Below are 21,508 nucleotides of genomic sequence, written 5' to 3'. Positions count from 1 at the left end.
TCTCCTTGGGGTTGAAGCTCGAGATTAAGCGGACATGCCGCCGTCGACATACAGGGTGGTTCCGGTGACGTAGGACGCGTCGTCGGAGGCGAGGAACCGCACGGCGGCCGCGACCTCCTCCGGCGTGCCCTGACGGCGGGCCGGGATCGCCTTGACGATCTCGTCCGTGGCCAGCTCGGCCGTCATGTCGGTGGAGATGAAGCCCGGCGCGACCGCGTTGACGGTCACCCCGCGCCGCGCGACTTCGGCGGCGATGGTCTTGGTCATGCCGATCAGGCCGGCCTTGGCCGCGGCGTAGTTGGACTGCCCGGCGTTGGCCCGCGGGCCGACGACCGAGGCGATGTTCACGACACGCCCGTAGCGCGCCTTGATCATCGAGCGCAGCGAGTCGCGCGTCAGGCGGAACGCGGGCGACAGGTTGGTGGCGATCACCACGTCCCAGTCCTCGTCGGTGAGCTGGAGCGCGATGTTGTCGCGCGCCACGCCGGCGTTGTTGATCAAGCCCAGCACGGGGCCGCCGAACGCGTCCTCGACCTGCTTGATCAGCGCCTTGGAGTCACCGTTGGACACGTCGGCCTGGAAGCCCTTCGCGGTGCCGCCGGCCTCCTCGATCGCCTGGATGACCGCGTTCGCGCCGTCGGGATCGGAGCGGTAGTTGACCGCGACGTTCCAGCCGTCGGCGGCGAGGGCGCGCGCGATCGCGGAACCGATGCCCTTGGACGCGCCGGTGACGAGCGCCGTGGCGTTCTCAGGTCTCGAGCTCAAGATCCGCTCCACTCCATCACGCCGGCGCCCCACGTGAAGCCCGCCCCGATCGCGGCGATCAGGACCTTGTGGCCCGGCCGCAGGCGACCGTCCGCGCGCGAGAGGCTGAGCGTCAGCGGGATCGACGCGGCGCTCGTGTTGCCGAGCTGGGCGATGTAGTCGGCGACCTTCGCCGGGTCCAGCTCCAGCCGCTCGCCGACCGCCTTGAGGATCCGCGAGTTGGCCTGGTGGTAGACGAAGAGGTCGATGTCGTCGAGCTCCAGGCCCGCGGCATGGACGGCGAAGATCGTGGACTCGCTGAGGCGCTTGATCGCGATCTTGAACGTCGAGATGCCGTCCATGCGGATGAACGGATCCTCGGGCGTGGCGACGATCGTGTCCGCGAGGCCGCCGTCGGCGCTCAGGTCGATCGGGCCGATGCCGGTGCCGGACTCGGTCGGGCCGAGCACGACGGCGCCCGCGCCGTCGCCGAACAGCATCCCGGTCTTCTTGTCGTCGAAGTCGGTGATGCGGGTCAGCTTCTCGGCGCCGATCAGCAGGATGCGCTGCGCGCGGCCGACCTCGATCATGGCGGCGGCCTGCGCCAGCCCGGCCAGGAAGCCGGTGCACGCGGCGCCGATGTCGAACGCGGCGGCGCGGTCGGCACCGAGCGCGTGCGCGACGCGCGGGGCGGAGTTCGGCGTGATCTCGTCGGGGCTCATCGTCGCGACGATCACGAAGTCGAGATCGCGCGGGTCGGTGCCCGAGTCCTGCAGCGCACGGCGGCCGGCGAAGACCGCGAGGTCGTTGGTGCCCTCGTTCGCCGCGGCGCGGCGGCGCGAGTGGATGCCCGTGCGCTTGATGATCCAGTGATCGTCGACGCCGATGCGCTCCGCGATGTGCCCGTTGGGCACGATCTCGGTCGGCAGGTAGTGGCCGAGGCCGAGGATCGTCGCCGTGCGCGGCGGAGCGGGGCGGTTGGCGACCTTCGCCGCGTCGCGGGCGATCTGCTGCAGCTCCGGGGGGAGCGTCAGGCTAGACATGGATGAGTCCTTCGGCGGGAGTCTCGAACGGGACGCCCTTGAGGATGCGCTTCCCCATCCGGGCGAGCACCTTGCCGGGCCCGACCTCCACGAAGGAGGGCGCTCCGGCCTCGTGCAGGGCGATGACGGTCTCGCGCCAGCGCACCGGCCGGGTCAGGGCACCCGCGAGCTCCTCGCGGACGTCCTTGAACGGGGCGGCGCTGGCGCCGGAGAAGACGGGGAAGCGCGGCTCGGAGATCTCGACCTCGTCCAGCGCGGCACGGAACGGCACCGTGGCCGGCTCCATCGCGGGCGAGTGGAACGCGCCGGCGACGTCGAGCCGGATCACGCGGGTCTTGCGCGCGTTGGCGACTTCCTCGGTCTTGTCGAGGGCCTCGTGGGAGCCGGACAGGACCACCTGGCCGGGCGCGTTGTCGTTGGCGACGGTGACGCCGCCCTCGGCCGCGATCTCGCGCGCGTCCTCGAGGCTGGCGCCGACGAGGGCGAGCATCGAGCCGTTGCGGGCCTCGCCCATCAGCTTGCCGCGCAGGACGACGAGCCGGAGCGCGTCGTCGCGCTCGAGGACGCCGGCGGCGACCAGCGCGGCGAGCTCGCCGAGCGAGTGGCCGGCACCGGCCGACGGGTGCAGATCCAGCGCGTCCCAGCCGACCACCGAGGCGCAGAAGATCGCGGGCTGTGCGAAGCGGGTGTTCTCTTCTACGCGGGCGAAGGGGTCCTCGCCGACCAGCTCGGTGACTCGCTCGAGCAGCTCGGGGGCGCGCTGGGCGACCAGGTCGCGCATCTCAGGGGTATGGCTCCCCTGTCCCGGGAAGAGCGCCGCGGGTTGTGTTGCGTTGCTCACACCTGCACCGTTACGCACAGGCGTTCGCCGTCCCACCCATGCCTTCGCGCTACCCCCTCGTTGGGGGGTGCGGAACCCCCTAGCTCACGAAATCAGGCCCAGACGCTGGGCCTTCTGCACCGCTTCGGCCCGATTTCTCACTCCGAGCTTGCGGTAGAGGGACGACGTGTGCTCCTTGACGGTGTGCGGGCTCAGGTACAGGCTGCTCGCGATCTCGCGGTTCGTCGCCCCGCTGGCGACCGCCTCGAGCACCTCGCGCTCGCGCTCTGAGAGCGGCGGCCCGGCGGGTGACTCGTGCGGCTTGAAGACCGTCATCCCGAGGCCGACCATGCGGACCGCGCCGGCGATGTCGGCGGCGGGCCAGTCCTTGGAGATGAAGCCGCTCGCGCCGGCGGCCTTGGCCGCGTTGGGGGAGATGCGGCCCGCGCCGGAGATCAGCAGGACGTTGATCCGCGGGCTCAGCGCGACCAGCTGCTGGCAGATCTCGGCGCCCGACTCCTGGCCGACGAAGAGGTCCACCAGCGCGACGTGCGGGTCATAGCGGCGGGCGAGCGCCAGCGCCTCCTGCGTGTTGCGGGCGCTCAGCGTCCGCTCCACCCACGGCTGCTCGCCGAGCATCATCCGCAGGCCCCAGTGCACGACCTCGTGGTCATCGACGACGAGCACGCGCAGCTTGCGGTCGCTCGTGCCGCTGGCGATCCGCGCCGGGTTGAGGTCAGGTCCGGTCAAGCGGCACCGCCAGTCGCACCCGCCACGTCCCCGGTTCGCGCTCGCCGAACTCGACGATCCCGCCCACCTGGAGCGCCTCGAGCGCGGCCAGCTTGAGGCCCATGCCGTGCTGGCGGGCCTTGCCGCGCACGCCGTCATTGATCACGTCGACGACCAGCGTGTCCTCATCCTTGATCTCGAGGCTGACCTCGACCTTGGACGGCCCGGCGTGCTTGTGGGCGTTGCGGACCGCCTCGGCGAGCACCGACTGGGCCAGCGGCTCGAGGTCGTGCGGGATGAAGACGTCCTCCGACCCGGGCCGCAGCGTCAGGTGCAGATCGCGATGCTCGCGGCGCAGGCGCTCGACCTCCTCGAGCAGCGTCGTGTCCGTCTCCGCGGCGGCGCGGCCGAGCGGGCGCTGGAGCGCGCGGCGCAGGTCCTGCAACGCGGCTTGCAACTCGGCGCCGATGCGCTCGCGGGCGGCGGGGCTGAGCTCCGCCTGGCTGGAGAAGACGAGCTGGATGCCGAACAGGCGCTGGATCACCGACTCGTGCACCTCGCGCGCGAGGTCCATCCGCTCCTGCAGCTGGCGCGCCTGGGCCTGCTTGTTGGTCGCGAGGCGGGCGAAGGCGGCGAGCGCGGCGGTCTTGCCCAGCGTGTAGAGCAGGTAGCGCTCGGAATCCCCCAGCGGCGGGCGGTCCGGGCCGCGGTCGGAGAGGATCACGCCCAGCCAGCGGCCGGCGGCGGCCATCGGCGTGCAGACGAGGGTGGACTCGCGGATCAGGTCCTTGAACTCGTCGGGCACGCCCTCGGCCATCGCGCTGGAGATCTCGATCACGCGGTCCTCGAGCAGCGACTCGCGCGCGACCGGGACGGTCTCGACCGTCACCTGGGCGTCGGCGAAGGCCTCGAGCGGGATGCCGAAGCTGCCCGCGGCGCGCACGCGCCGGCGCGCGCCGTCGTAGCGGAAGATGACGGCGCGATCCATGTCCGCGAGCCGGCACGTCGCCTCGCAGAGGCGGCTGTAGAAGGCGTCCGAGCTGGGATCGGCTTCGACGCGGGAGAGCAGCTCGACGAACGTCTCGAGCGCGTCGATCCGAACGGTCGGCTCGGTCTGCGGCGCGATGTGGCTCTCCATCCCGGGTGAACGCTACTCGTCGAGCAGGCGGCCGACGCCCGCGAGGTCGAAGACGCGGCGCACGGCCGGCGACGCGCGCCGGATCTCGAACGACCAGCCGTTGCCCTCGGCGGCGAGGTGGGCGTCCATCAGCGTCGTCAGCCCGGTCGAGTCCATGAAGGTGATCTCGGCCAGGTCGAGCACCACGGCGTGGCGCTGACGGCGCATCCGGTGCAGGATCTCGACCAGCTCGGGCGCGGTGGCGATGTCCAGCTCACCGTGCAGGACGAGCAACCGATCTCCGCGCAGGTCGGCGACCTCCGTCAGCTTCCAGCGCGTGGGACCGTGCGGGCTCGTCCAACGGACGCTACCGCACTAGTGCCGCCGCAGGACGAACCAGACGGTGGTGCCGCCGTCGGTCTCGACGCCCCAGCGATCGGCGAGCTGGCCGACGAGGTAGAGACCGAAGCCCCCGGACTCGTCGGGCCCGCCGTTGCGCGGGGCGGGTGAGAAACCCTCGCCGTGGTCCTGCACCGCGACGCGGATCTCGGAGTTCCAGCTCGCGTGCAGCTCCACCGGTCCGTCGTTGCCGCCGTGTCTGACGGCGTTCGTGACCACCTCGGAGACGAGCAGCTTGAGCGTCTCGCCCATGCCGTTGGAGAGCTGCGGTCCGATCGCTTCGCAGACCCGCGTGCGCGCCTCGGCCACCGAGCGAGATTCGCGCCGCAACGTCAGGTCGAGCGTTCCGTCCATTGCCTAGTGGCGTGCCCTTAGTCCGACGCGTGGAAACCGCGGCGATCAGCGTTGTGACTCAGGGCAGCGGCCAGGTGTGGACCGGCTCGTTGGAGTGCATGTGCTCGCGGTAGCGGACGGTCATCTCGCGCAGGGCGTCGGCGCGGTCGAGGTTCTCGTAGAGGCGGTGGAACGCGGCCGCCTGCCAGGACGCGCCATTGACGCCGAGGACGCAGCGGCGCTCGATGATCTCGAGCAGGCGGTCGGCATCCGCGGAGTCCACACCCCAGCGGGCGAGGCCGTCGCGGGCCATCGGGAGCAGCCGACGGAGCACGAGCTCGGTGGCCGGCGCCTCACCCACGTTGGGCCAGTACACCCGCGCGTCGATGCCCAGTCGCGCGCCCTCGTAGAAGTTCTCGCGCGCCGCGTCGAAGGACATCGAGGACCAGACGGGGCGATCGTCCTCGACCAGCACCCGCACGAGGCCGTAGTAGAAGGCGGCGTTGGCCAGCGTGTCGACGATCGTCGGGCCCGCCGGCAGCACGCGGTTTTCCACGCGCAGGTGCGGGCGCCCGCGCGCGATGTCGTAGATCGGGCGGTTCCAGCGGTAGATCGTCCCGTTGTGCAGCCGCAGTTCCTGCAGCTTCGGCGCGCCACCGCTCTCCAGGACCGCCATCGGATCCTCGTCCTCGACCACCGGCAGCAGCGCGGGGAAGTAGCGGACGTTCTCCTCGAAGAGGTCGAAGATCGACGTGATCCAGCGCTCGCCGAACCACACTCGCGGGCGCACGCCTTGGGCCTTGAGCTCCTCCGGCCGCGTGTCCGTGGTCTGTTCGAAGAGCGCGATCCGCGTCTCCCGCCACAGCTCGCGCCCGAAGAAGAACGGCGAGTTCGCGCCCACGGCCATCTGCAGCCCGGCGATCGCCTGCGCGGCGTTCCAGTGGGCGCCGAACCGCGCCGGATCGATCAGCTGGTGCAGCTGCACGCTCGTGCAGGCCGCCTCGGGGGCGATCGTGTCGGCCATGATCGCGAGCCGCTCGACGCCGGAGATGTTGATCTCCAAGTCCTCCCCGCGGGCGGCGAAGATCTGCTCGTTGAGCAGCTTGTAGCGCGGGTTCGCGCTCAAAGCCGACCCGTTGAGCAGCTTCTCGGTGAGCGTCGGCAGGATGCCGATGATCATCATGTGCGCGTGCGCCTTGGAGGACTGCTCCTCGGCGTGGTTGAGATCGCGCCGGACGGTCTCCTCGAGCTCGGAGAAGACCTTGCCCTCGAGCTTGCGCGGCGGGATGTTGATCTCGATGTTGAACTGCGCCAGCTCGGTCTGGAAGTCGTCGTCGGCGATCAGCTCGAGCACGTGGGTGTTCGCCAGTGCCGGGTCGCCGGTCTCCTCGGTCAGGTTGAGCTCGATCTCCAATCCGATCGACCGGCGGTCCGGATCGAAGCGCGACTCGGCCAGCATGCGAGCGAAGACGTCGAGGCACAGCTTGACCTTGTCGCGATAGCGCTGACGGTTCTCGCGGCTGAAAGTGATATCGGCGACTTCATCGCCCATGGGGCTCCCTTTCCCGGCGGAACGTGAAGTGTGTCAAGAATTAGTGGATGGACGAGCACGACCTCCAGCTGCGCCGAGCGCTCTTGGAGGCCTTCGCGGCCGGCGCGCCACTGCCCGAGGCCGACTATCGCTCGCTCGCCGCGCAGCACGTCGTCGCCCTCGACGACGACGGCCGGGTCCTGATGGCGCACCCGTTCGCCAACCACACCGCCGGCGCGCGGGTGGATTGCGGGGGCCGTACCTGGTGGGGCAACTGCGCGTGGGACGCGTTCGGGATCGTCGCCGCGCTCGGCCTCCAGGACGCGACGATCACCGCCCAGGGCGTCACCTTGCCGCGCGACGGCGACGCCGTGTTCGGCGTCCTCGTCCCCGCCTCGCACTGGTGGGACGACATCGCCTTCACCTGAGCGACGATGCGGCTCTTCCGGTCGGAGGAGGAAGTCACGGAGGGCGAGTTGGTGGACCTGACGACGCTGGCCGAGCTCGCCCGGCGCTGGTACGGCAACCGCCTCGACCCCGACTGGCGCCCGCGCACGCTCGCGGAGTCGCAGGCGATCCTCGACTCGGTGGGCCTGACGGGCGAGTTCTGGCGCCTCGATTAGTCGACCACGATGCCGACGGTGACGCTCGCCACGTTCCCGTTGACGATGCGGAAGTCGGTGATCTTCTGGCCCGCGACGAAGTTGCCGGTGTGGCAGGAGCGCGTCGAGCCGACGCCTTCGCACTTGACGCCCTTGACCTTCGCCACGACGTCGGCCTCGCTCGACCCGACGCCGATGTCCGACGTCGTCCGGTCGCCCTTGCCGGTGGTCTCGACCGCGGTCACCTTGTCCCGGCCCTGGAACGTGATGCGCAGGCCACCGGAGTAGCGGTACTCGACGAACGGCCCGAAGTCGTTCTTCGAGGACTTGATCTTGATCGGCTTGCCGAGCGCCGCGCGCACCTGGTCGCGCGTGTTCTCGAGGCGTGCGCCCGCGATCCCCTGATCGATCTGGACCAGGGCCTGCGCGGACGGTGCGAAGATCAGTACCGCGGCAGTGATCCAAATCGGTGCAAGACGTGCATAAGCGCTCATAACCGCGAGCGTATAGGGGAATCGAAATGGCCAAGCCAGGTGACGTCATCGATGTGCCGGAGCTCGGAGTCCGCGTGGAGTTCCGCGCGACCGCGGAGTCGACCGCCGGCGAGTACACCGAGGTCGACGTCATCGGCGAGCCCCGCGGCTTCATCACCGTCGCCCACGTCCACGTGGGCGTCACCGAGCACCACACCGTGATCGAGGGCGCGATGATCGTGAAGTTGCACGGCAAGACCCACGTGCTGACGGCCGGCGACGAGATCACGATCCCGCCCGACACGCCCCACGTCCAGAAGCCCGGGAGCGCCGAGCCGGGTCGCATCCGCATCCGCCTGACCCCGAGCGGGCGCAGTGACGAGTTCTTCACCCGCCTCGCCGAGCTCGAATACAACCGCTTCGGCTTCCCGAAGCCACTCTCCGGGGCGAAGTTCGTGCGCGAGCTGGGTGAGGCGGGCCACGCGGCGCGGCCGAGCCTGAAGACCCAGCAGCGGATCGCCGCCCTGCTCGACGACGAGTACACGTTCGTCGACGAGTGGGACGTCGCCGCGCCGCCGGAGGACGTCTTCGACGCGCTCGCCGACGGCACGACCTACCCGCAGTGGTGGAAGGGCGTCTACATCAGCGCCACCGAGGACGGCGAGTACACCCACCAGCACTTCAAGGGCAGGCTGCCGTACCACCTGCACACGCGCACGCGGACCATCCACTCCGAGCGCCCGCACCGCCTTCAGGGCGAGACGGACGGCGACCTGCGCGGCACCGGCATCTGGACGCTGAGCGAGAACGCCGACGGCGGCACCCACGTGCGCTTCGACTGGCAGGTGCACGCCGACCGCCGGCTGCTGAAGCTCCTCACGCCCTTCCTGCGCCCCGTCCTGCGCTGGAACCACACGTGGGCGATCGCCCGCGCGATGGACGGCCTCGAACCCTACGTGCGCGAGCGTGTAAAGCTGACCGCCTGAGCAGCAAGGCGACACCCGCGACGAAGGCGCTCGAACGGGCCAAGGTCCCGGTCGTCACCCACGCCTACGAGCATGATCCGAAGCACGAGTCCTATGGGCTGGAGGCCGCGGAGGCGCTCGGCCTCGATCCCGCCACGGTCTTCAAGACATTGGTCGCCGACGTCGACGGCAAGCTCACCGTCGCGATCGTGCCGGTCCAGCACCAACTCGACCTGAAAGCGCTCGCCCAAGCCGTCAAGGGCAAGAAGGCGCAGATGGCCGACGTCAAGCAGGCGGAGCGCACGACCGGCTACGTCGCGGGCGGCATCAGCCCGCTCGGCCAGAAGAAGGCGCTGCCGACGGTGCTCGACTCGAGCGCGCTCGACCACCCGGCGATCCACGTCTCAGGCGGCCGGCGCGGGCTCGAGATCGAGCTCACACCGGCCGACCTGATCCGGCTCACGAACGCGGTCGCAGCCGCGATCGCAAGATAAACCCCACCTAAGGGGCCAGACCCCTTAGGTGGGGTTTAGGTTTCGGAGGGGTCAGGGCGTGGTCGTCGACAACGTCCAGGTCAGGGTCGTCGAGTACGCGCCGGTGCGCAGCGCGTCGGCGGCGCCGATGTGCTGCTTGATGGTGATCGCCACCGGGTCGTTGGAGGCCGGAGCCGACCAGGTCTTGGGCGCCCAATCGACCGCCAACGCCGAGGGCAGCGCGAACGCGCCGTTGACCAGGTGGTCGGGACCGGACACGCTCAGCGTCGCGTCGCCCGCCGTCGTGGTGACGGACGCGGTGGTCGCCGCCGTGTAGTCCTTCGCCACGCCCGGCGTGAACGGCGCGAACACCGCCGCGGGGCCCATCGTCAGCGCCAGCGTCGCCGGCACGGAGCCGCCCACGTCGCCGGTCGCCGGCACACCCACCGAGATCGGATCGGTGTCGATGTTCGCCCAGCTCTGCCCGTGCGCGATGTACTTCGGCACGTTGGAGACGACGCCCGGCGCGGTGGTCGCCGCCGTCACCGCGATCGTGATCGGCGGGTAGGACGCGTGCGGGGCGAGCGTGTCGGCCCGCGTGCACGTGCGCGTCCGCGAGCCGGTGCACGTCCACCCGGTCCCGGTCGCCGAGACCACGTTGAGCCCGGTCGGGATCGCGTCCGTGACCGTGACCGCCGACCCGCCCACCGGGTCGGCGTCGCTCGGCACGTCCAGCAGGCTCGAGACGTTGATCGTGATCGTCCCGTTGCCGCCGCGCACGAACACGGCCGGCGAGTGCGTGGCGTCGATCGCGAGCCCGTCGGGCGCGACGAACCACTGCCCCGGAGGCGTGCCCGCTCGCTCGAGGAAGTTGTACGGCACCGGGTTGGTCGCCTGCGGGATCGGGCGATCCGAGGACACGTAGCGGTCGGCCACGACCTGGCCGGACCGGTCCACCTTGCCGAAGCAGTACCCCATCGCGCGCCCGCGATCGATGATCATCGGCACGGCGTCCGACGTCGCCAAGCCCGCGGGCGTGTCGATCGGCCCGTCGTGGATGCCGATGATCGCGCCCGGGCGGAACCGGGAGATGATGCCGTCGGCGGTTTGCTGCGCGGTCGTCGCCGGCTCGTAGTCGTTGCCGGTCTCGATCCGGGTCAGGAAGTACGTGTAGCCCTGCGCGGCGACCACTTCCTGCGTGTGGGTGTTGGCCGACCCGAAGGGCGTGCGGATGCCCTTGAACGTGAACGGCGCGCCCATCGCGTTGAACACGTTCTCGTTGTGCTTGATCTCCTCGATCTTCGCCGCGTCCGAGAGCGCGTTCATGTCGGTGTGGTTGTAGGTGTGCGAGAGCAGGACGTGGCCCTCGGCGACCGTGAAGCGCTCGATGTCCGGGTTGGCCTCGGCGCGCATCCCGAGGTCGAAGAAGTCGCCGTGCACCTGCTTGTCGCGGAAGTACTGCAGCGTCCGCGGGCGGTACATCGACGGGCCGTCGTCGAACGTGAACGCCACGCGGTTGGTGCAGGAGTTGTCGACCTGATGGTCCGACGTGGTCCCCACCAGCGACTGCGTCGCGGCCGAGACGATCGAGTCCTTCTCGCCCTGCGTCAGCGAGAAGTCACCCAGCACCGACGTCACATGCGCGACGAACGCCGTGTGCGACGCGAACGGCTCCGCCTCCCAGATCTTGTCCAGCACCGTGCAGCCGTCCAGTCGCTCGACGTTCAACACGCCCGAGTCGATCGCCGGCACCGGCGGGGCGAACTGGATCTTCTCCGACGCCGCCCACCCGTTGGTGCACGCGTCGGTGACGATCGGGATGACGTCCGACGCCGACGCGCCGTCCGCGTCCCCGCCACCCGAGACCGTCGGCGCGTTCGTCACCGACGCGGGTGCCGTGTTGGCCGTCTTGACCGTCACCTTGATCTCCGGGTACGACGCGCCCGGCGCCAGCGCGTCCGACCGCGTGCACGTCGTCGTCACGCAGGTCCAGCCCGCCCCGGAAGCCGCGACCGCACCCGCGCCCGAAGGCGCGTCGTTGATCAGCGCCGTCAGCCCGGCCGGCAGCGCGTCGGCCACCGTCACGACCCCGGACGTCGGGTCGGCTCCGGCGTTTGCGACCTTCAAGGTCAACGTCGCCGGATTGACGGTCGTGTTCGTCCCTTCCACCTTCAACAGCGTCCCGCGCGAATGGGTCGCGGAGATCGTGAGATCGGCAGCCGCCATCGCCGGCGACGCTGTGACCAACAGCGTCGTCGCGATGGCGGCTGCCAGGAGGCCTGGCCGGCCGGGCATGGACTTCCCCCGATGAATTTGGATTTCTAAACGCCACCTAAGGGGTCAGACCCCTTAGGTGGGCTTTAAGTTGCGAGCCGTCAGGCTCGCCCGGCAGAGCGGCGCCGCGAACGCGTGATCGCGTCCGACGCCACGGCGGCCAGCAGCACGCCGCCGGTGACCATGAACTTCACGGCCGTGTCGAGCGCCAGCAGGTCCATCCCGTTGGAGATCGACACGATCACGAGGCTGCCCAGCAGGGCGCCCCACACCGAGCCGCGCCCGCCGAACAGGCTCACGCCCGCGACGACCGGCCCGGCGATCGACATCAGCAGCACGTCGCCGCCGCCCGAGGACTGGTTGACCGCGAGCAGCCGCGAGGCGGCCATGATCCCGCCCGCCGCCGCGAACAGCGACGCGAGCATGAACACGGACGTCTGGATCCACTGCACGCGGATGCCCGCGCGGCGCGCCGCCTCGGCGTTGCCGCCGATCGCGTAGATGTGGCGGCCGTACGTCGACCGCGTCAGGACCGTGTTGACGATCATCACGAGCCCGACGAGGATCAGCAGCGCGAGCGGGACCCCGCGGTCGGCGTTCAGCACCGCCACCGTGGCGATGATCGCCGCGGAAGGCGCGAGCAGCCGGGCGACCAGCAGCCCGTTCGATTCCGTCGGCAGCTGCTTGCGCGCCCGCCGCCGACGCCGCCGCAGCGCCGCCAGGGCCAGCCAAGCGATGCCGACCGCGGCCAGGATCCAGCCCACGACGTCCGAGAAGAACGTCGACGTCAGGCCGGTGATGGTCGGGTCGGTGATGTTCAGCGTGCCCGTCGTCCCGAGCACCTTCAGCTGCGCGCCCTGCCAGGTCAAGAGACCCGCGAGCGTCACCACGAACGTCGGGATCGACAGCCGCGTCGCGATCGAGCCCTGGAAGAACCCGATCGCCAGCGCGGCCGCGAAGCCCACCAGCAGCGCCGGGACCGGCGCCCAGCCGGACTTCACCGACAGCGAGGCCACGATCGCGGCCGAGAGACCGCTCACCGCACCCACCGACAGGTCGATCTCCCCCAGCAGCAGCACGAGCACGACCCCCACGGAGATCGTCCCGACCGCGACGCTCTGCAGCGCCAGGTTGGTCAGGTTGATCGGGGTCAGGAAGCGATCGTGGGCGATCGCGAAGATGATCCAGATGATCGCCAGCGTGATCAGGACGCGCAGGGATCCCGCCTCGCCCTCCGCCAGCTTGCGCAGCACCACCCGAGGGTGCAGCGGCGACTCGGGCTTGGCCTCTGGCGAGGGCGAAGGAGCCGCCTGCCCTGGCATGGTCGCGCTCATGCCATCAGCCCTACGGCGCCGGTGATCGCCCCGACCACCGCCTGGTGATTGGAGACGTCGGCCTCGAACTCGCCGGCGTTGCGACCGAGGCGCAGGATCACGACGCGGTCCGCGACCTGGAAGACGTCGGCCAGGTTGTGCGAGACCAGCAGCACGCCCAGCCCGCGCTCCTTCAAGCGCAGCACGAGGTCCAGCACCTGCTGGGTCTGCGCGACGCCGAGCGCCGCCGTCGGCTCGTCGAGGATCACCATCTTCGGCTCGCCCAGCAGCGCGCGCGAGATCGCGACCGACTGCCGCTGGCCGCCGCTCAAGGTGCCGACCTCCGCCCGCACGTTGGGCAGCCGCACCGAAAGCGAGCGCAGCAGCGTCGTCGCCTGCTCCTCCATGGAGATCTCGTCCATGAAGCGCAAACCGCCCTCCCGGGCCTCATGGCCCAGGAAGAGGTTCGCGACGACGTCGAGGTTGTCGCACAGCGCCAGGTCCTGATAGACGACCGCGATGCCCAGCGCGGGCGCATCGTGTGGCCCCCGGATGTGCACCGGCTGCCCGTCGAAGCGGAACTCGCCCTCGTCGGCGGGCTGCACACCCGAGATCGCCTTGATCAGCGTCGACTTGCCCGCGCCGTTGTCGCCCGCGAGGGCGACGACCTCACCGCGGTGCACGGTGAGGTCGACGTCACGGAGCGCCTCGACGGCGCCGAATCGCTTCGACGCGCCGCTGATCTCCAGCAGCGGGATCACGAAATCCCCGCCTCCGTGCAGGCGCTGGCGAACTCCCCGGTGCAGATCTCCGACGCCGGGTGGAAGCCGTCGGCGATGATCGTGTCCTTGATGTTGTCCTTGGTCACGGCCGTCGGATCCAACAGCACGGTCGGGACGTCACCCGAGCCGTTGTTGACCTTGTTGTTGACCAGTGACGCGGGCGGCTGCGTGCCTTTGATGAGGTCGACGGCGAGCTCCGCGGCCGACTCGGCCTGCTTCTTGATCGCCAGGTAGATCGTCATGTACTGCTCGCCGACGAGGATCCGCTGGATCGCGGCGACCTCGGAGTCCTGGCCCGTGGTCGGGACCGTCTTGGGGTCGATGCCGGCCGACTTCATGGCCGCGATCGCGCCGCCGATCATGCCGTCGTTGGCGCTGTAGACGCCCGCGACCTTGTCCTTGCCGAGCGCGGTGATCGCCTGCTCGGTCTCCTGCTGGGCCTTGTCCGGGCTCCAGTCGGGCGTGTCGTACTCGCGCGCGATCTTGATCCCGGAGGGATCGAGCACCTCGTGAGCACCCTTCTTGTAGTCGCCCGAGGAAGGATCCGTCGGCGAGCCGTTGAGCATCACGATCTGCTTCCCGTCCGTCGTCCCCAGCTTGTCGAGCAGCGCCTGCGCCTGCAGCTTGCCGACGCGCACGTTGTCGAAGGAGACGTAGTAGTCGATCGGCGCGCCGGAGATCAGCCGGTCGTAGGCGATGACGGGGATCTTCGACTGCTTGGCGCGGTTGACCGTCGCCGTCGCCGCCTTGGCGTCGACCGCATCGAGCACGAGCACCTTCGCGCCGTTGGTGATCGCCGCCTCAGCCTGCTGCTGCTGACGCGCGGCGTCCTGATTGGCGTTCTGGTAGATGATCTTGCACTTCGGGCAGAGCGCCTGGACCTTGGCTTCAAAGAGCGGCTTGTCCTGCTCCTCGTAGCGCGTGGTCTTGGTCTCCGGCAGCAGCAGGGCGATCGTGCCGCCCTCGTCGCTGCTGCCCGACTTCGCCCCTCCACCGCCACCGCTGCTCGTGCTCGAACTCCCACCGTCGTCGCCACCGCAAGCGGCGGCTCCGGCGCTGAGCGCAAGCGCGGCGAGCACCGCGAGCGCACTCCTGCGATTCGTCCTCATCCTCACTCCTTCCCCCAGGGATTCCATCCGTGCGCGCATCACTTAGCGACGCACCGTGTGCCGATCATTCGAAGGCCGCGCGAGCAGGTTCGAAGCCAGCCCGGTCGCAGCTTGCAACGCGTCGGGCCAATCCCTGCCCGACGCAAAGGCGGACACCAGCCCGGCGTTGAAGGCATCGCCCGCACCGGTGGTGTCCGTCGGCTCGATCACGGGCGCCGGAGATGCCAGGCGCCCGCCGTGTGGCCCGAACGCCATGCAACCGTCCGCGCCGAGCTTGATCACGACCCAACCCCCGGAGCGCCGCTGGAGCTCCCGGCCGGCCTTGCTCACGGATTCGGTGCCCGTCAAGGCCCGAGCCTCAGCCTCGTTGGGCAGGAACACGTCCACGAGCGGGAGGATCGCGTGAATCTCCTCGCGGGTGGCGGCCGTGAAGCCGTCCGTGTCCCAGGCGGTGTCGAAGTACGTCCGCGCGCCGAGCTCACGCGCGGTCTGCAGCAGCAGGCGGGTCGGCTCCCCCCGCAACGCCGGCGCGCAGAAGTAGTCGCACACGAGCACATGGTCGGAGGCCAGGCTCGAGGGCGGGACGATGTCGGCGTTCGCGGTGCCGGTGACGCCGAGGTAGGTGATGAAGGAGCGATCCCGGCCGGGCGCCTCGACGGCGACGGTCAGGCCGGTCGCCTGCTCGGCGTCGACGACGATGTCCTCGCCGAGACCGAAGTCCGCGAGCTGCTCGAGCACCCACCGGCCGAAGTGGTCGTCGCCGACCGCGCCGACCAGGCGCGGCGTCATGCCCGCCTCGATCAGCGCGAGCGCCGCGTTGGCGCCCGCCCCGCCGACCCGCAGGTTCATGTGGTCGACGAACGCCGCCGTACCCGGCGGCGGGACATCGAGGACGGGCGCCAGCAGGAGGTCCACCTGCACGCACCCGATGACGGTGACGGACTGCATCACGCGACGACCTTGGTGTCGTCCTGTTCGCGGGCGAGGGAGTCGACCCGCAGGCCGCGGAGCTCCGCGACGAACTGCACCAGCAACTGCATGGGGAGGATCTGAAGGATGGGATCGGGCTCGACCAGGAAGTCGGCGCCCTTGCCGATGGTGACGACGGTCGCCCCGTAGCCCGCGAGCGTCTGCGCCAGCCGCAGCTCGCGCTCGGCGCCGAAGAGCACCGCGCCGAAGCCGTCCGCGACGGACTCCATCGGGCCGTGCAGATACTGCCGGGTCTCGTACTCGGCCGCGGGCAGGAGCAGCGCCTCGCGGGCGAGCAGCGCGGCCTCGCCGGCCGAGCCGACGGCCGGGCCGGCGCCGACGGCGTCGAGCATGCGGATCCGCGTGAACGCGGGCGCGAGCTCCTCCGCGTGTGGCGCGAGGCGTGCCAGCGTGGCGTCCACCAGCTCCGGCAGCGCGTCCCACTCACGCGACGGCGCGGACAGCAGCGCGTCGGTGAGCAGGCCGAGCGTCTGCAGCGTCGCCGTGTAGCCGAGCGTGGAGACCGCGGTGTCGGCCTCGGGACCGAGCGGCAGCCACGCGTCCGCGGCGCGGGCGAGCGGGCTGTCACCGAACGCGCTGATGACGATCGTCGGCGCGCCGTCCAGGCGCTCCACGACGTCGAGCACCTCGGTGCTCTTGCCCGACTGCGAGACCAGCACGAAGGCGTCGCCCAGCCGGCTGATGCCGTCGCCCGCCAGTGCCGACGGGTGGATCGCATACGCGCGGCGGCCGGCGGCCTGCAGCGCGTCGACGGCGGGCGCCAGCGCGTGCCAGCTCGCGCCGATCCCGCTCAGGATGAGCGTGCCGGTGCGGGCCGGGCCCAGGTCGGTGGCGGCGAGCGCTTCGCGCACGTCCTCCCGGCCTGCTTGAAGATGATTTGCCTGAAGGCGGACGCCCTCTGCGAAGGAGCGCAAATTCGTGACCTTTCCTAACCAAACAAGAGGCGACCCGGAGGGCGCGCTGACCGCGCGCGCCCTCCGGGCGGAGACCCCTCTTAGGGCGTCGTCGTGGACAGCGTGAACGTCAGCGTCTTGCTGTACGCGCCGGTGCGCAGCGCGTCGTTCGCGTTGATGTGCTGCTTGAACGTGATCGTCACCGCGTCGTTGGAGACCGGCGCCGACCAGGTGGACTTCGAGAACAGCACCTGCAGCGGATCGGGCAGGGAGAACGTGCCGTTCATCAGGTGGCCTGGATCGGACACCGTCAGCGCCGCGTCGCCCGCCGTCGAGATGACGTTGGCCAACGTCGTCGCGGTGTAGTCCTTCGCGACGCCGGGCGTGAACGCCCCGAACGTCGCCGGCCCGCTGACCGTGAGCGCCAGCGTCGCCGGGACCGTGCCGCCGGCGGAGCCGTCGACGTCGGTGCGCTTGCCGACGACCACGGCCGCCCTGGCCGCCGCCATCGCCTCAGGCGTGTTGGCCTGGCCGGGGGTCGCGCCGCCGAGCGGCACGTCGCCGTCGGCGAGTCCGAGGTCCTCGACGCCCGACTGCGGGCTGCAGCCGGCGTTGGAGGCGATGTTGAACGTGTCGACGTTGTGGCCGGTCACGCTGACCACCGAGCCGCTGCCGCCGAGATCCGAGGCCTTGTAGGTCTCGGTGATCGTCTGCGACTGGCCGGGCCACAGCGTCACGTAGTTGTCGGAGTAGTTGGCCGGGCGCAGCTGGTTGTCACCCGTGGCGGGCGTGGTGCCTGAGCCCTTGCGGACGTCGACGCGGGCGAGGAAGGCCACCGTGCTCGACTGGTTGGTGAGGCGGACGTCGGTCGCCGTGTCCTGGCCGTCCGGCAGCCCGGACTGGGCGTGCGTGGTGGCGCAGGCCGCCAGCGTGGTCTTCGAGAGCAGGCCGTTGATCGGGTCCTGCTGCGGCGTCTGCAGGTTGCGCAGGTCGCCGTAGGTGGTCAGGTTCGGGTAGGCGTTGCCGGTGTAGGCCGGAACGTCGTTGACCGTCGACAGCCAGTACACGTTGCGGTCCACGACCGTCTTCCCGCGCTTGAGCTGCAGCTCGAGGAAGTACGTCTTCTGCGGGACGCCGTTGACGTCGGGCAGCGTCGGGTTCGGGATCTGGAAGAGCTGGTTCATCACGCCCTGGCTCGGGAGGGTGATGTTCCAGGCGTCCTTGGAGTCCAGGAGCTTGCCCGTCATGTCGTAGGTGCGGGCGTTGACCGTCAGGCCGGCCTGCGTCGAGCCGGTGAGGTTGGCGACGTTGACCATCCGGTTGCCGGGGTCTGACTCCGGCGCCGCGTAGGAGTAGTAGACGTGCAGCGGCGTGTTGGCCTTCTTGGCCCCGAAGTACGGGCCGGCCTGGTCGTAGTCGTGGTTGTACAGGTTCCACAACAAGCTCGGCATCGGCTTGTTCATCATCCAATAGACGATGCCGGTGGACGGCGAGTCCGTCCGCGTGGAGTGGTCGATGTAGGACTCGAACTGGGCCCGGACCGACTCGTAGTTGAGGGCGATGCCCTTCTTGACGAAGTCGGTGATGTTCGGGCTGTTGGCGTAGAGGCCGGTCGCGCCGGGCGGGTTCGTCGGGCACGTGACCGGCGTGGCCGTCCAGGTGCCGTAGCGGCGGCAGATCGCCGTCGCCTGCACGCCGATGTGCTGGAAGGACGAGTAGCTCGTGCCGCTGTCCTGGCCGCCGCGACCGGAGTTGAAGAGGCGCAGGTTGGGCGAGGTGACCATCTGCTGCTGCGCCGCCGCCGGCATGAAGCGATTGAGCGAGTCGAGCGTCGGCACGGTCGAGCCCGGGCTGGCCTCGGTCTCGAAGCCCCAGGCGCCGCCGCGGTTGACGAACGAGCCGCTGGTGCACGGGTTGGCGCCGGTCGAGCCCGAGCAGTTCAGGCTGTACGTGTAGCTCGGCGGGAACCAGTTGTACGGGCCTTCCTTCATGCCCGACGGGCCGAGCGTCGTCGTCGACTTGTACTCCGCCGAAGCCGTCAGCGGGATGTCGAAGTCGGCGTCCTTCATGCCCTTGATGACGCCCTGCTCCTGCGCCGCGCCAGGCGTGTTGTCACTCCAGCTGTAGAAGATCACGCTGGGGTGGTTGCGCTGCTGGCGGCCGAGCGTGAGCGCCGTGTTGTAGTTGACGTCGAGGTCCTTGGCCGTCCAGCTGTTCGGCTCTTCCCAGTAGTTGCAGCACAGGAAGCCGCCGTAGACGAGCAGGCCCTGCTTGTCCATCTCGTCGTAGAAGACGTCCGGCTGGTCGTCGCCCTCGAGGCGCAGGCCGTTGAGCCCCATCGCCTTGATCAGGCTGACCTCATGGTCCAGGCGCGTCTTGGAGAAGCGCAGGAACATGTCGGAGTCCATCATTCCGCCGCCGCGGAAGACGAACGGCTTGCCGTTGATGGAGAACCAGCGCGAGCCGTTGTAGGCCTTGGTGCCCTTGGCGGAGAGGAACGTCTTGATCGTGCGGATGCCGAACGTGCGCGCGGCCGTGTCACTCGTGACCCCGGTCTGCGACGTCTTCATCGTGAACTTGTAGAGCGGCTGGTCGCCCATCTGGTACGGCCACCAGAGCTTCGGGTTGGCGATGTGGACCGGGTCGAACGTGACCGTCTTGCTCTCGCCCGCGGCCAGGCTGACCGTCTGGTGGACGTTGATCGGGTTCGCCCCGTTGGGGTCGGTGATCGTCGCGTCGACGTCACCCGTCTGGGCGCTCGCGGAGGTGTTCTTGACCGTGCCCTTGAGCGTCAGGTCGGTGCTGGAGAGATCGTCGGCGTTGGCCTGATTGACGTGCGCGTCGCTCAGCGCGAGCGTGTTGGAGACGTGCAGGCGGACCGGGTACTTCAGGCCCGTGTTCTGGTCGCGCGCGGCCTGCGTCCAGTCGTTGAAGTCCTGGTTGAGCATCGCGCCCGGGTTGTTCGCGTAGAGCTTGAGCGCGATCGCGTTGGCGCCCGGCTTGATCAGGCTCGTGATGTCGAAGTCGTACTCGGGCTCTGAGCCCTGGAGCACGGCCTGCGTGGAGACCTGCGTGCCGTTGACCCACAGGTCGGCCTTGCCCATGATCCCGCGGATCTGGAGCTCGGCGCTCTGGCCGGCCTTCAGGTCGGGCGTGAACTCGGTGCGGAACCACCACGGCACCGCGTAGCGCGAAGCGGCGAGAGGAGCGTCGTGCGCCCCGGGCTGTGCGCCTTGGCACGCGGTGATGTTCTCGCCGAAGAAGATGTTGTTGTCGCCGCACTGGGAGTCGGCGGCGACGTTCTGGATCTCGGCCGCGACTTCGGAGCCGACGGCGTTGGCGTCGTTGGTCTTGACCTTCAGCCAGGCGGTGGTGTCGAACCCGGCCTGCGACAGGCCACCCCCGGTGTCGGTGACCGAGACGCTGCTTGAGACCTGCCAGTTCGGGGCGAGGTCCGTCATGTCGCCCATCGCGGCCGGTGTGAGGATCGCGCAAGCACACCCGGTGGCCACGGCCACCGCGGTGAGAGCGCGCGCACGGAATCTTGATCCGGGCACGGAGTTCCTTTCGTGGATCTGATGCGGGCGACCAGCCCCGCGTTTCCTCTTTGCACCCTCGGCGACGAAGTCATTCATTCGTAGCCTTTCCTAACAAAACGGCACGCTATAGCTTCCGCGCCCCTTGGTCAAGCCAGTTGAAATAGGTAACCTCCCTCCCCTGTCCAGGAGTGAGTCCCTACCGCGCGAGAGCCCGCGACCGAACCTGCTGCGCGAGCTCAGCGAGCAGGCCATCCTCGAGACGATCTTCCGCGAGGGCCCGATCACGCGGCCCGAGATCGCCGAGCGCACCAACATCTCCAAGCCGACGGTGTCGGCCGTCGTCGAGCGGCTCGTGCAGTCCCAGCTCGTCCAGACCGCGGGCGAGCGCCCGGGCCGCCGCGGGCGCACGCCGCTGGCGTTCACGGTCAACTCCGCCGCCGGGTTCGTGGTCGGGATCGACATCGGCTCCACCCGCCTGCGCGTCGCGGCGGTCGACATCTACGGCGGCGCGCTGCGCGAGCTCGAGCTCGAGACCTCGCGCGGAGGCCCGCGCGCGGTCGAGGAGCAGATCACCGGCGCCGTCCGCCAGATCGACCGCGAGCTCAGCGGCCGCCACGGCGACCTGTTGGCGATGGGCGTCTCGACGCCGGGCGTCGTCGATCCGGAGACCCGCCGGGTGACCTCCTTGGCGTGGCACGTGAGCGCGACCGGCGAGTTCGACTCGCTGGCGACGCTGGAGAGCCGCTTCAACGTCCCCGTGCTGGTCGACAACGACATCAACATGGCCGCGGTCGGCGAGAAGTGGCGCGGGCTCGCGGGCGGCGTCTCGACCTTCGTCGTGATCTCCATCGGCGCCGGCGTCGGCATGGGGATCGTCATCCAGGACGAGCTCTTCCGCGGCTTCCACGGCGCCGCGGGCGAGATCGGCTATCTGCCGCTGGCGCGCGACCCGTTCGACGCGCACCACCGCAAGCTCGGCGGCCTCGAGGACGAGATTGGCGCCGAGGGCATCCTCACCGCCTACCGCGAGGCGGGCGGGTCGGCGGACTCCGCCCGCGAGGTCTTCGAAGCGGCCCAAGGCGGCGACACCGCCGCCACGCAGGTGATCGAGAACGCCGCGCAGCGCATCGGCCTGGCGATCGCCACCGTCTGCGCCGTGATCGACCCCGAGCTCGTCGTCCTCGGCGGGCGCATCGGTGGCGCGGCGGATCTGTTGCCGGCGGTGCGGGCGACGGTCGGCCGGCTGCTGCCGCTCCCGACGCGGATCGAGACCTCGATCCTCGCCGAGCGGGCGGCGCTGGAAGGCGCGTTGGCGATGGGGTTGCGCGAGGCCCGCTCGCAGCTCTTCTCGCGCGAGCGCCGCGCCGCCGTTTCCTAAA

General features: G+C 70.0%; 21 protein-coding genes. 5 read left to right on the top strand and 16 right to left on the bottom strand.

The genetic code is table 11. The annotated features are described in order from the left end of the window. Positions 1 to 24: 24 nt before the first annotated feature. From OM076_RS31855 to OM076_RS31820, 8 genes are all read right to left on the bottom strand, one after another. Positions 25 to 765 (bottom strand): beta-ketoacyl-ACP reductase, encoded by a 741-nt coding sequence (locus tag OM076_RS31855; RefSeq protein ID WP_270044182.1) that lies wholly within the window; start codon positions 763 to 765, stop codon positions 25 to 27. Further along, a complete protein-coding gene (locus OM076_RS31850) occupies positions 762 to 1,787 on the bottom strand; it encodes a 3-oxoacyl-ACP synthase III family protein (protein WP_270044181.1) in 1,026 nt (341 codons plus the stop codon). The genes OM076_RS31855 and OM076_RS31850 overlap by 4 nt, the downstream gene beginning before the upstream one ends. Further along, a complete protein-coding gene (locus tag OM076_RS31845; protein WP_270044180.1) occupies positions 1,780 to 2,628 on the bottom strand; it encodes an ACP S-malonyltransferase in 849 nt (282 codons plus the stop codon). The genes OM076_RS31850 and OM076_RS31845 overlap by 8 nt, the downstream gene beginning before the upstream one ends. An 84-nt stretch (positions 2,629 to 2,712) precedes the next feature. After that, positions 2,713 to 3,357 (bottom strand): response regulator transcription factor, encoded by a 645-nt coding sequence (locus OM076_RS31840; RefSeq protein ID WP_270044179.1) that lies wholly within the window; start codon positions 3,355 to 3,357, stop codon positions 2,713 to 2,715. Further along, on the bottom strand, positions 3,344 to 4,474 hold the full coding sequence (locus OM076_RS31835) for a sensor histidine kinase (protein WP_270044178.1): 1,131 nt from the start codon (positions 4,472 to 4,474) through the stop codon (positions 3,344 to 3,346). The genes OM076_RS31840 and OM076_RS31835 overlap by 14 nt, the downstream gene beginning before the upstream one ends. A gap of 12 nt (positions 4,475 to 4,486) precedes the next feature. Continuing rightward, complete coding sequence (locus OM076_RS31830; protein ID WP_270044177.1) at positions 4,487 to 4,747, bottom strand: STAS domain-containing protein; 261 nt, start codon at positions 4,745 to 4,747, stop codon at positions 4,487 to 4,489. Positions 4,748 to 4,828: 81 nt separating this feature from the next. Next, the gene (locus OM076_RS31825; RefSeq protein WP_270044176.1) at positions 4,829 to 5,206 is read right to left on the bottom strand and encodes an ATP-binding protein; all 378 of its coding nucleotides are present in this window, start codon (positions 5,204 to 5,206) and stop codon (positions 4,829 to 4,831) included. Positions 5,207 to 5,264: 58 nt separating this feature from the next. Continuing rightward, positions 5,265 to 6,737 carry a glutamate-cysteine ligase family protein gene (locus OM076_RS31820; protein WP_270044175.1) on the bottom strand — a complete coding sequence of 491 codons (1,473 nt, stop codon included), beginning with the start codon at positions 6,735 to 6,737 and terminating at the stop codon, positions 5,265 to 5,267. Between the two features lie 47 nt (positions 6,738 to 6,784). On the opposite strand from OM076_RS31820, the gene merB reads away from it, so the two are divergent. Together merB and OM076_RS31810 are read left to right on the top strand one after the other, a co-directional pair. After that, positions 6,785 to 7,144: an organomercurial lyase gene (gene merB, locus OM076_RS31815; RefSeq protein WP_270044174.1), complete on the top strand. Its 360-nt coding sequence runs from the start codon at positions 6,785 to 6,787 to the stop codon at positions 7,142 to 7,144. Positions 7,145 to 7,150: 6 nt separating this feature from the next. Further along, complete coding sequence (locus OM076_RS31810; RefSeq protein ID WP_270044173.1) at positions 7,151 to 7,339, top strand: hypothetical protein; 189 nt, start codon at positions 7,151 to 7,153, stop codon at positions 7,337 to 7,339. Here the strand turns inward: OM076_RS31810 and OM076_RS31805 are convergent. Then, positions 7,336 to 7,812, bottom strand: a complete 477-nt coding sequence (locus OM076_RS31805; protein WP_270044172.1) for a hypothetical protein — start codon at positions 7,810 to 7,812, stop codon at positions 7,336 to 7,338. The genes OM076_RS31810 and OM076_RS31805 overlap by 4 nt on opposite strands. 26 nt (positions 7,813 to 7,838) lie before the next feature. Here OM076_RS31805 and OM076_RS31800 point away from each other — a divergent pair, with 26 nt between their 5' ends. After that, complete coding sequence (locus tag OM076_RS31800) at positions 7,839 to 8,777, top strand: SRPBCC family protein (RefSeq protein ID WP_270044171.1); 939 nt, start codon at positions 7,839 to 7,841, stop codon at positions 8,775 to 8,777. Beyond that, positions 8,774 to 9,250, top strand: coding sequence for a Cys-tRNA(Pro) deacylase (ybaK, locus tag OM076_RS31795; RefSeq protein ID WP_272598657.1), 477 nt, complete (start codon positions 8,774 to 8,776; stop codon positions 9,248 to 9,250). Before OM076_RS31800 ends, ybaK begins: the two co-directional genes overlap by 4 nt. 51 nt (positions 9,251 to 9,301) lie before the next feature. Here the strand turns inward: ybaK and OM076_RS31790 are convergent, their stop codons facing one another. From OM076_RS31790 to OM076_RS31760, 7 genes are all read right to left on the bottom strand, one after another. Beyond that, positions 9,302 to 11,455 (bottom strand): polysaccharide deacetylase family protein, encoded by a 2,154-nt coding sequence (locus OM076_RS31790; protein WP_270044169.1) that lies wholly within the window; start codon positions 11,453 to 11,455, stop codon positions 9,302 to 9,304. A gap of 149 nt (positions 11,456 to 11,604) precedes the next feature. Further along, positions 11,605 to 12,837 (bottom strand): sugar ABC transporter permease, encoded by a 1,233-nt coding sequence (locus tag OM076_RS31785; protein WP_270044168.1) that lies wholly within the window; start codon positions 12,835 to 12,837, stop codon positions 11,605 to 11,607. After that, positions 12,834 to 13,568 carry an ATP-binding cassette domain-containing protein gene (locus OM076_RS31780; protein WP_272598656.1) on the bottom strand — a complete coding sequence of 245 codons (735 nt, stop codon included), beginning with the start codon at positions 13,566 to 13,568 and terminating at the stop codon, positions 12,834 to 12,836. Before OM076_RS31780 ends, OM076_RS31785 begins: the two co-directional genes overlap by 4 nt. A gap of 5 nt (positions 13,569 to 13,573) precedes the next feature. Continuing rightward, positions 13,574 to 14,707, bottom strand: coding sequence for an ABC transporter substrate-binding protein (locus OM076_RS31775; protein ID WP_270044166.1), 1,134 nt, complete (start codon positions 14,705 to 14,707; stop codon positions 13,574 to 13,576). A 42-nt stretch (positions 14,708 to 14,749) separates the two neighbouring features. Continuing rightward, positions 14,750 to 15,655 carry a carbohydrate kinase family protein gene (locus OM076_RS31770; protein WP_270044165.1) on the bottom strand — a complete coding sequence of 302 codons (906 nt, stop codon included), beginning with the start codon at positions 15,653 to 15,655 and terminating at the stop codon, positions 14,750 to 14,752. After that, positions 15,655 to 16,548: an SIS domain-containing protein gene (locus OM076_RS31765; RefSeq protein ID WP_270044164.1), complete on the bottom strand. Its 894-nt coding sequence runs from the start codon at positions 16,546 to 16,548 to the stop codon at positions 15,655 to 15,657. Before OM076_RS31765 ends, OM076_RS31770 begins: the two co-directional genes overlap by 1 nt. Positions 16,549 to 16,691: 143 nt before the next feature. Further along, on the bottom strand, positions 16,692 to 20,051 hold the full coding sequence (locus OM076_RS31760; protein ID WP_270044163.1) for a glycoside hydrolase family 2 protein: 3,360 nt from the start codon (positions 20,049 to 20,051) through the stop codon (positions 16,692 to 16,694). A 220-nt stretch (positions 20,052 to 20,271) separates the two neighbouring features. Between OM076_RS31760 and OM076_RS31755 the strand changes: the two genes are divergently transcribed. Beyond that, positions 20,272 to 21,507: an ROK family transcriptional regulator gene (locus tag OM076_RS31755; RefSeq protein ID WP_270044162.1), complete on the top strand. Its 1,236-nt coding sequence runs from the start codon at positions 20,272 to 20,274 to the stop codon at positions 21,505 to 21,507. Position 21,508 lies beyond the last annotated feature (1 nt).

Source organism: Solirubrobacter ginsenosidimutans (assembly GCF_027587205.1).
The sequence above is the reverse complement of the archived record's forward strand: the minus strand, read 5'-3'. Positions and strand labels throughout refer to the sequence as shown.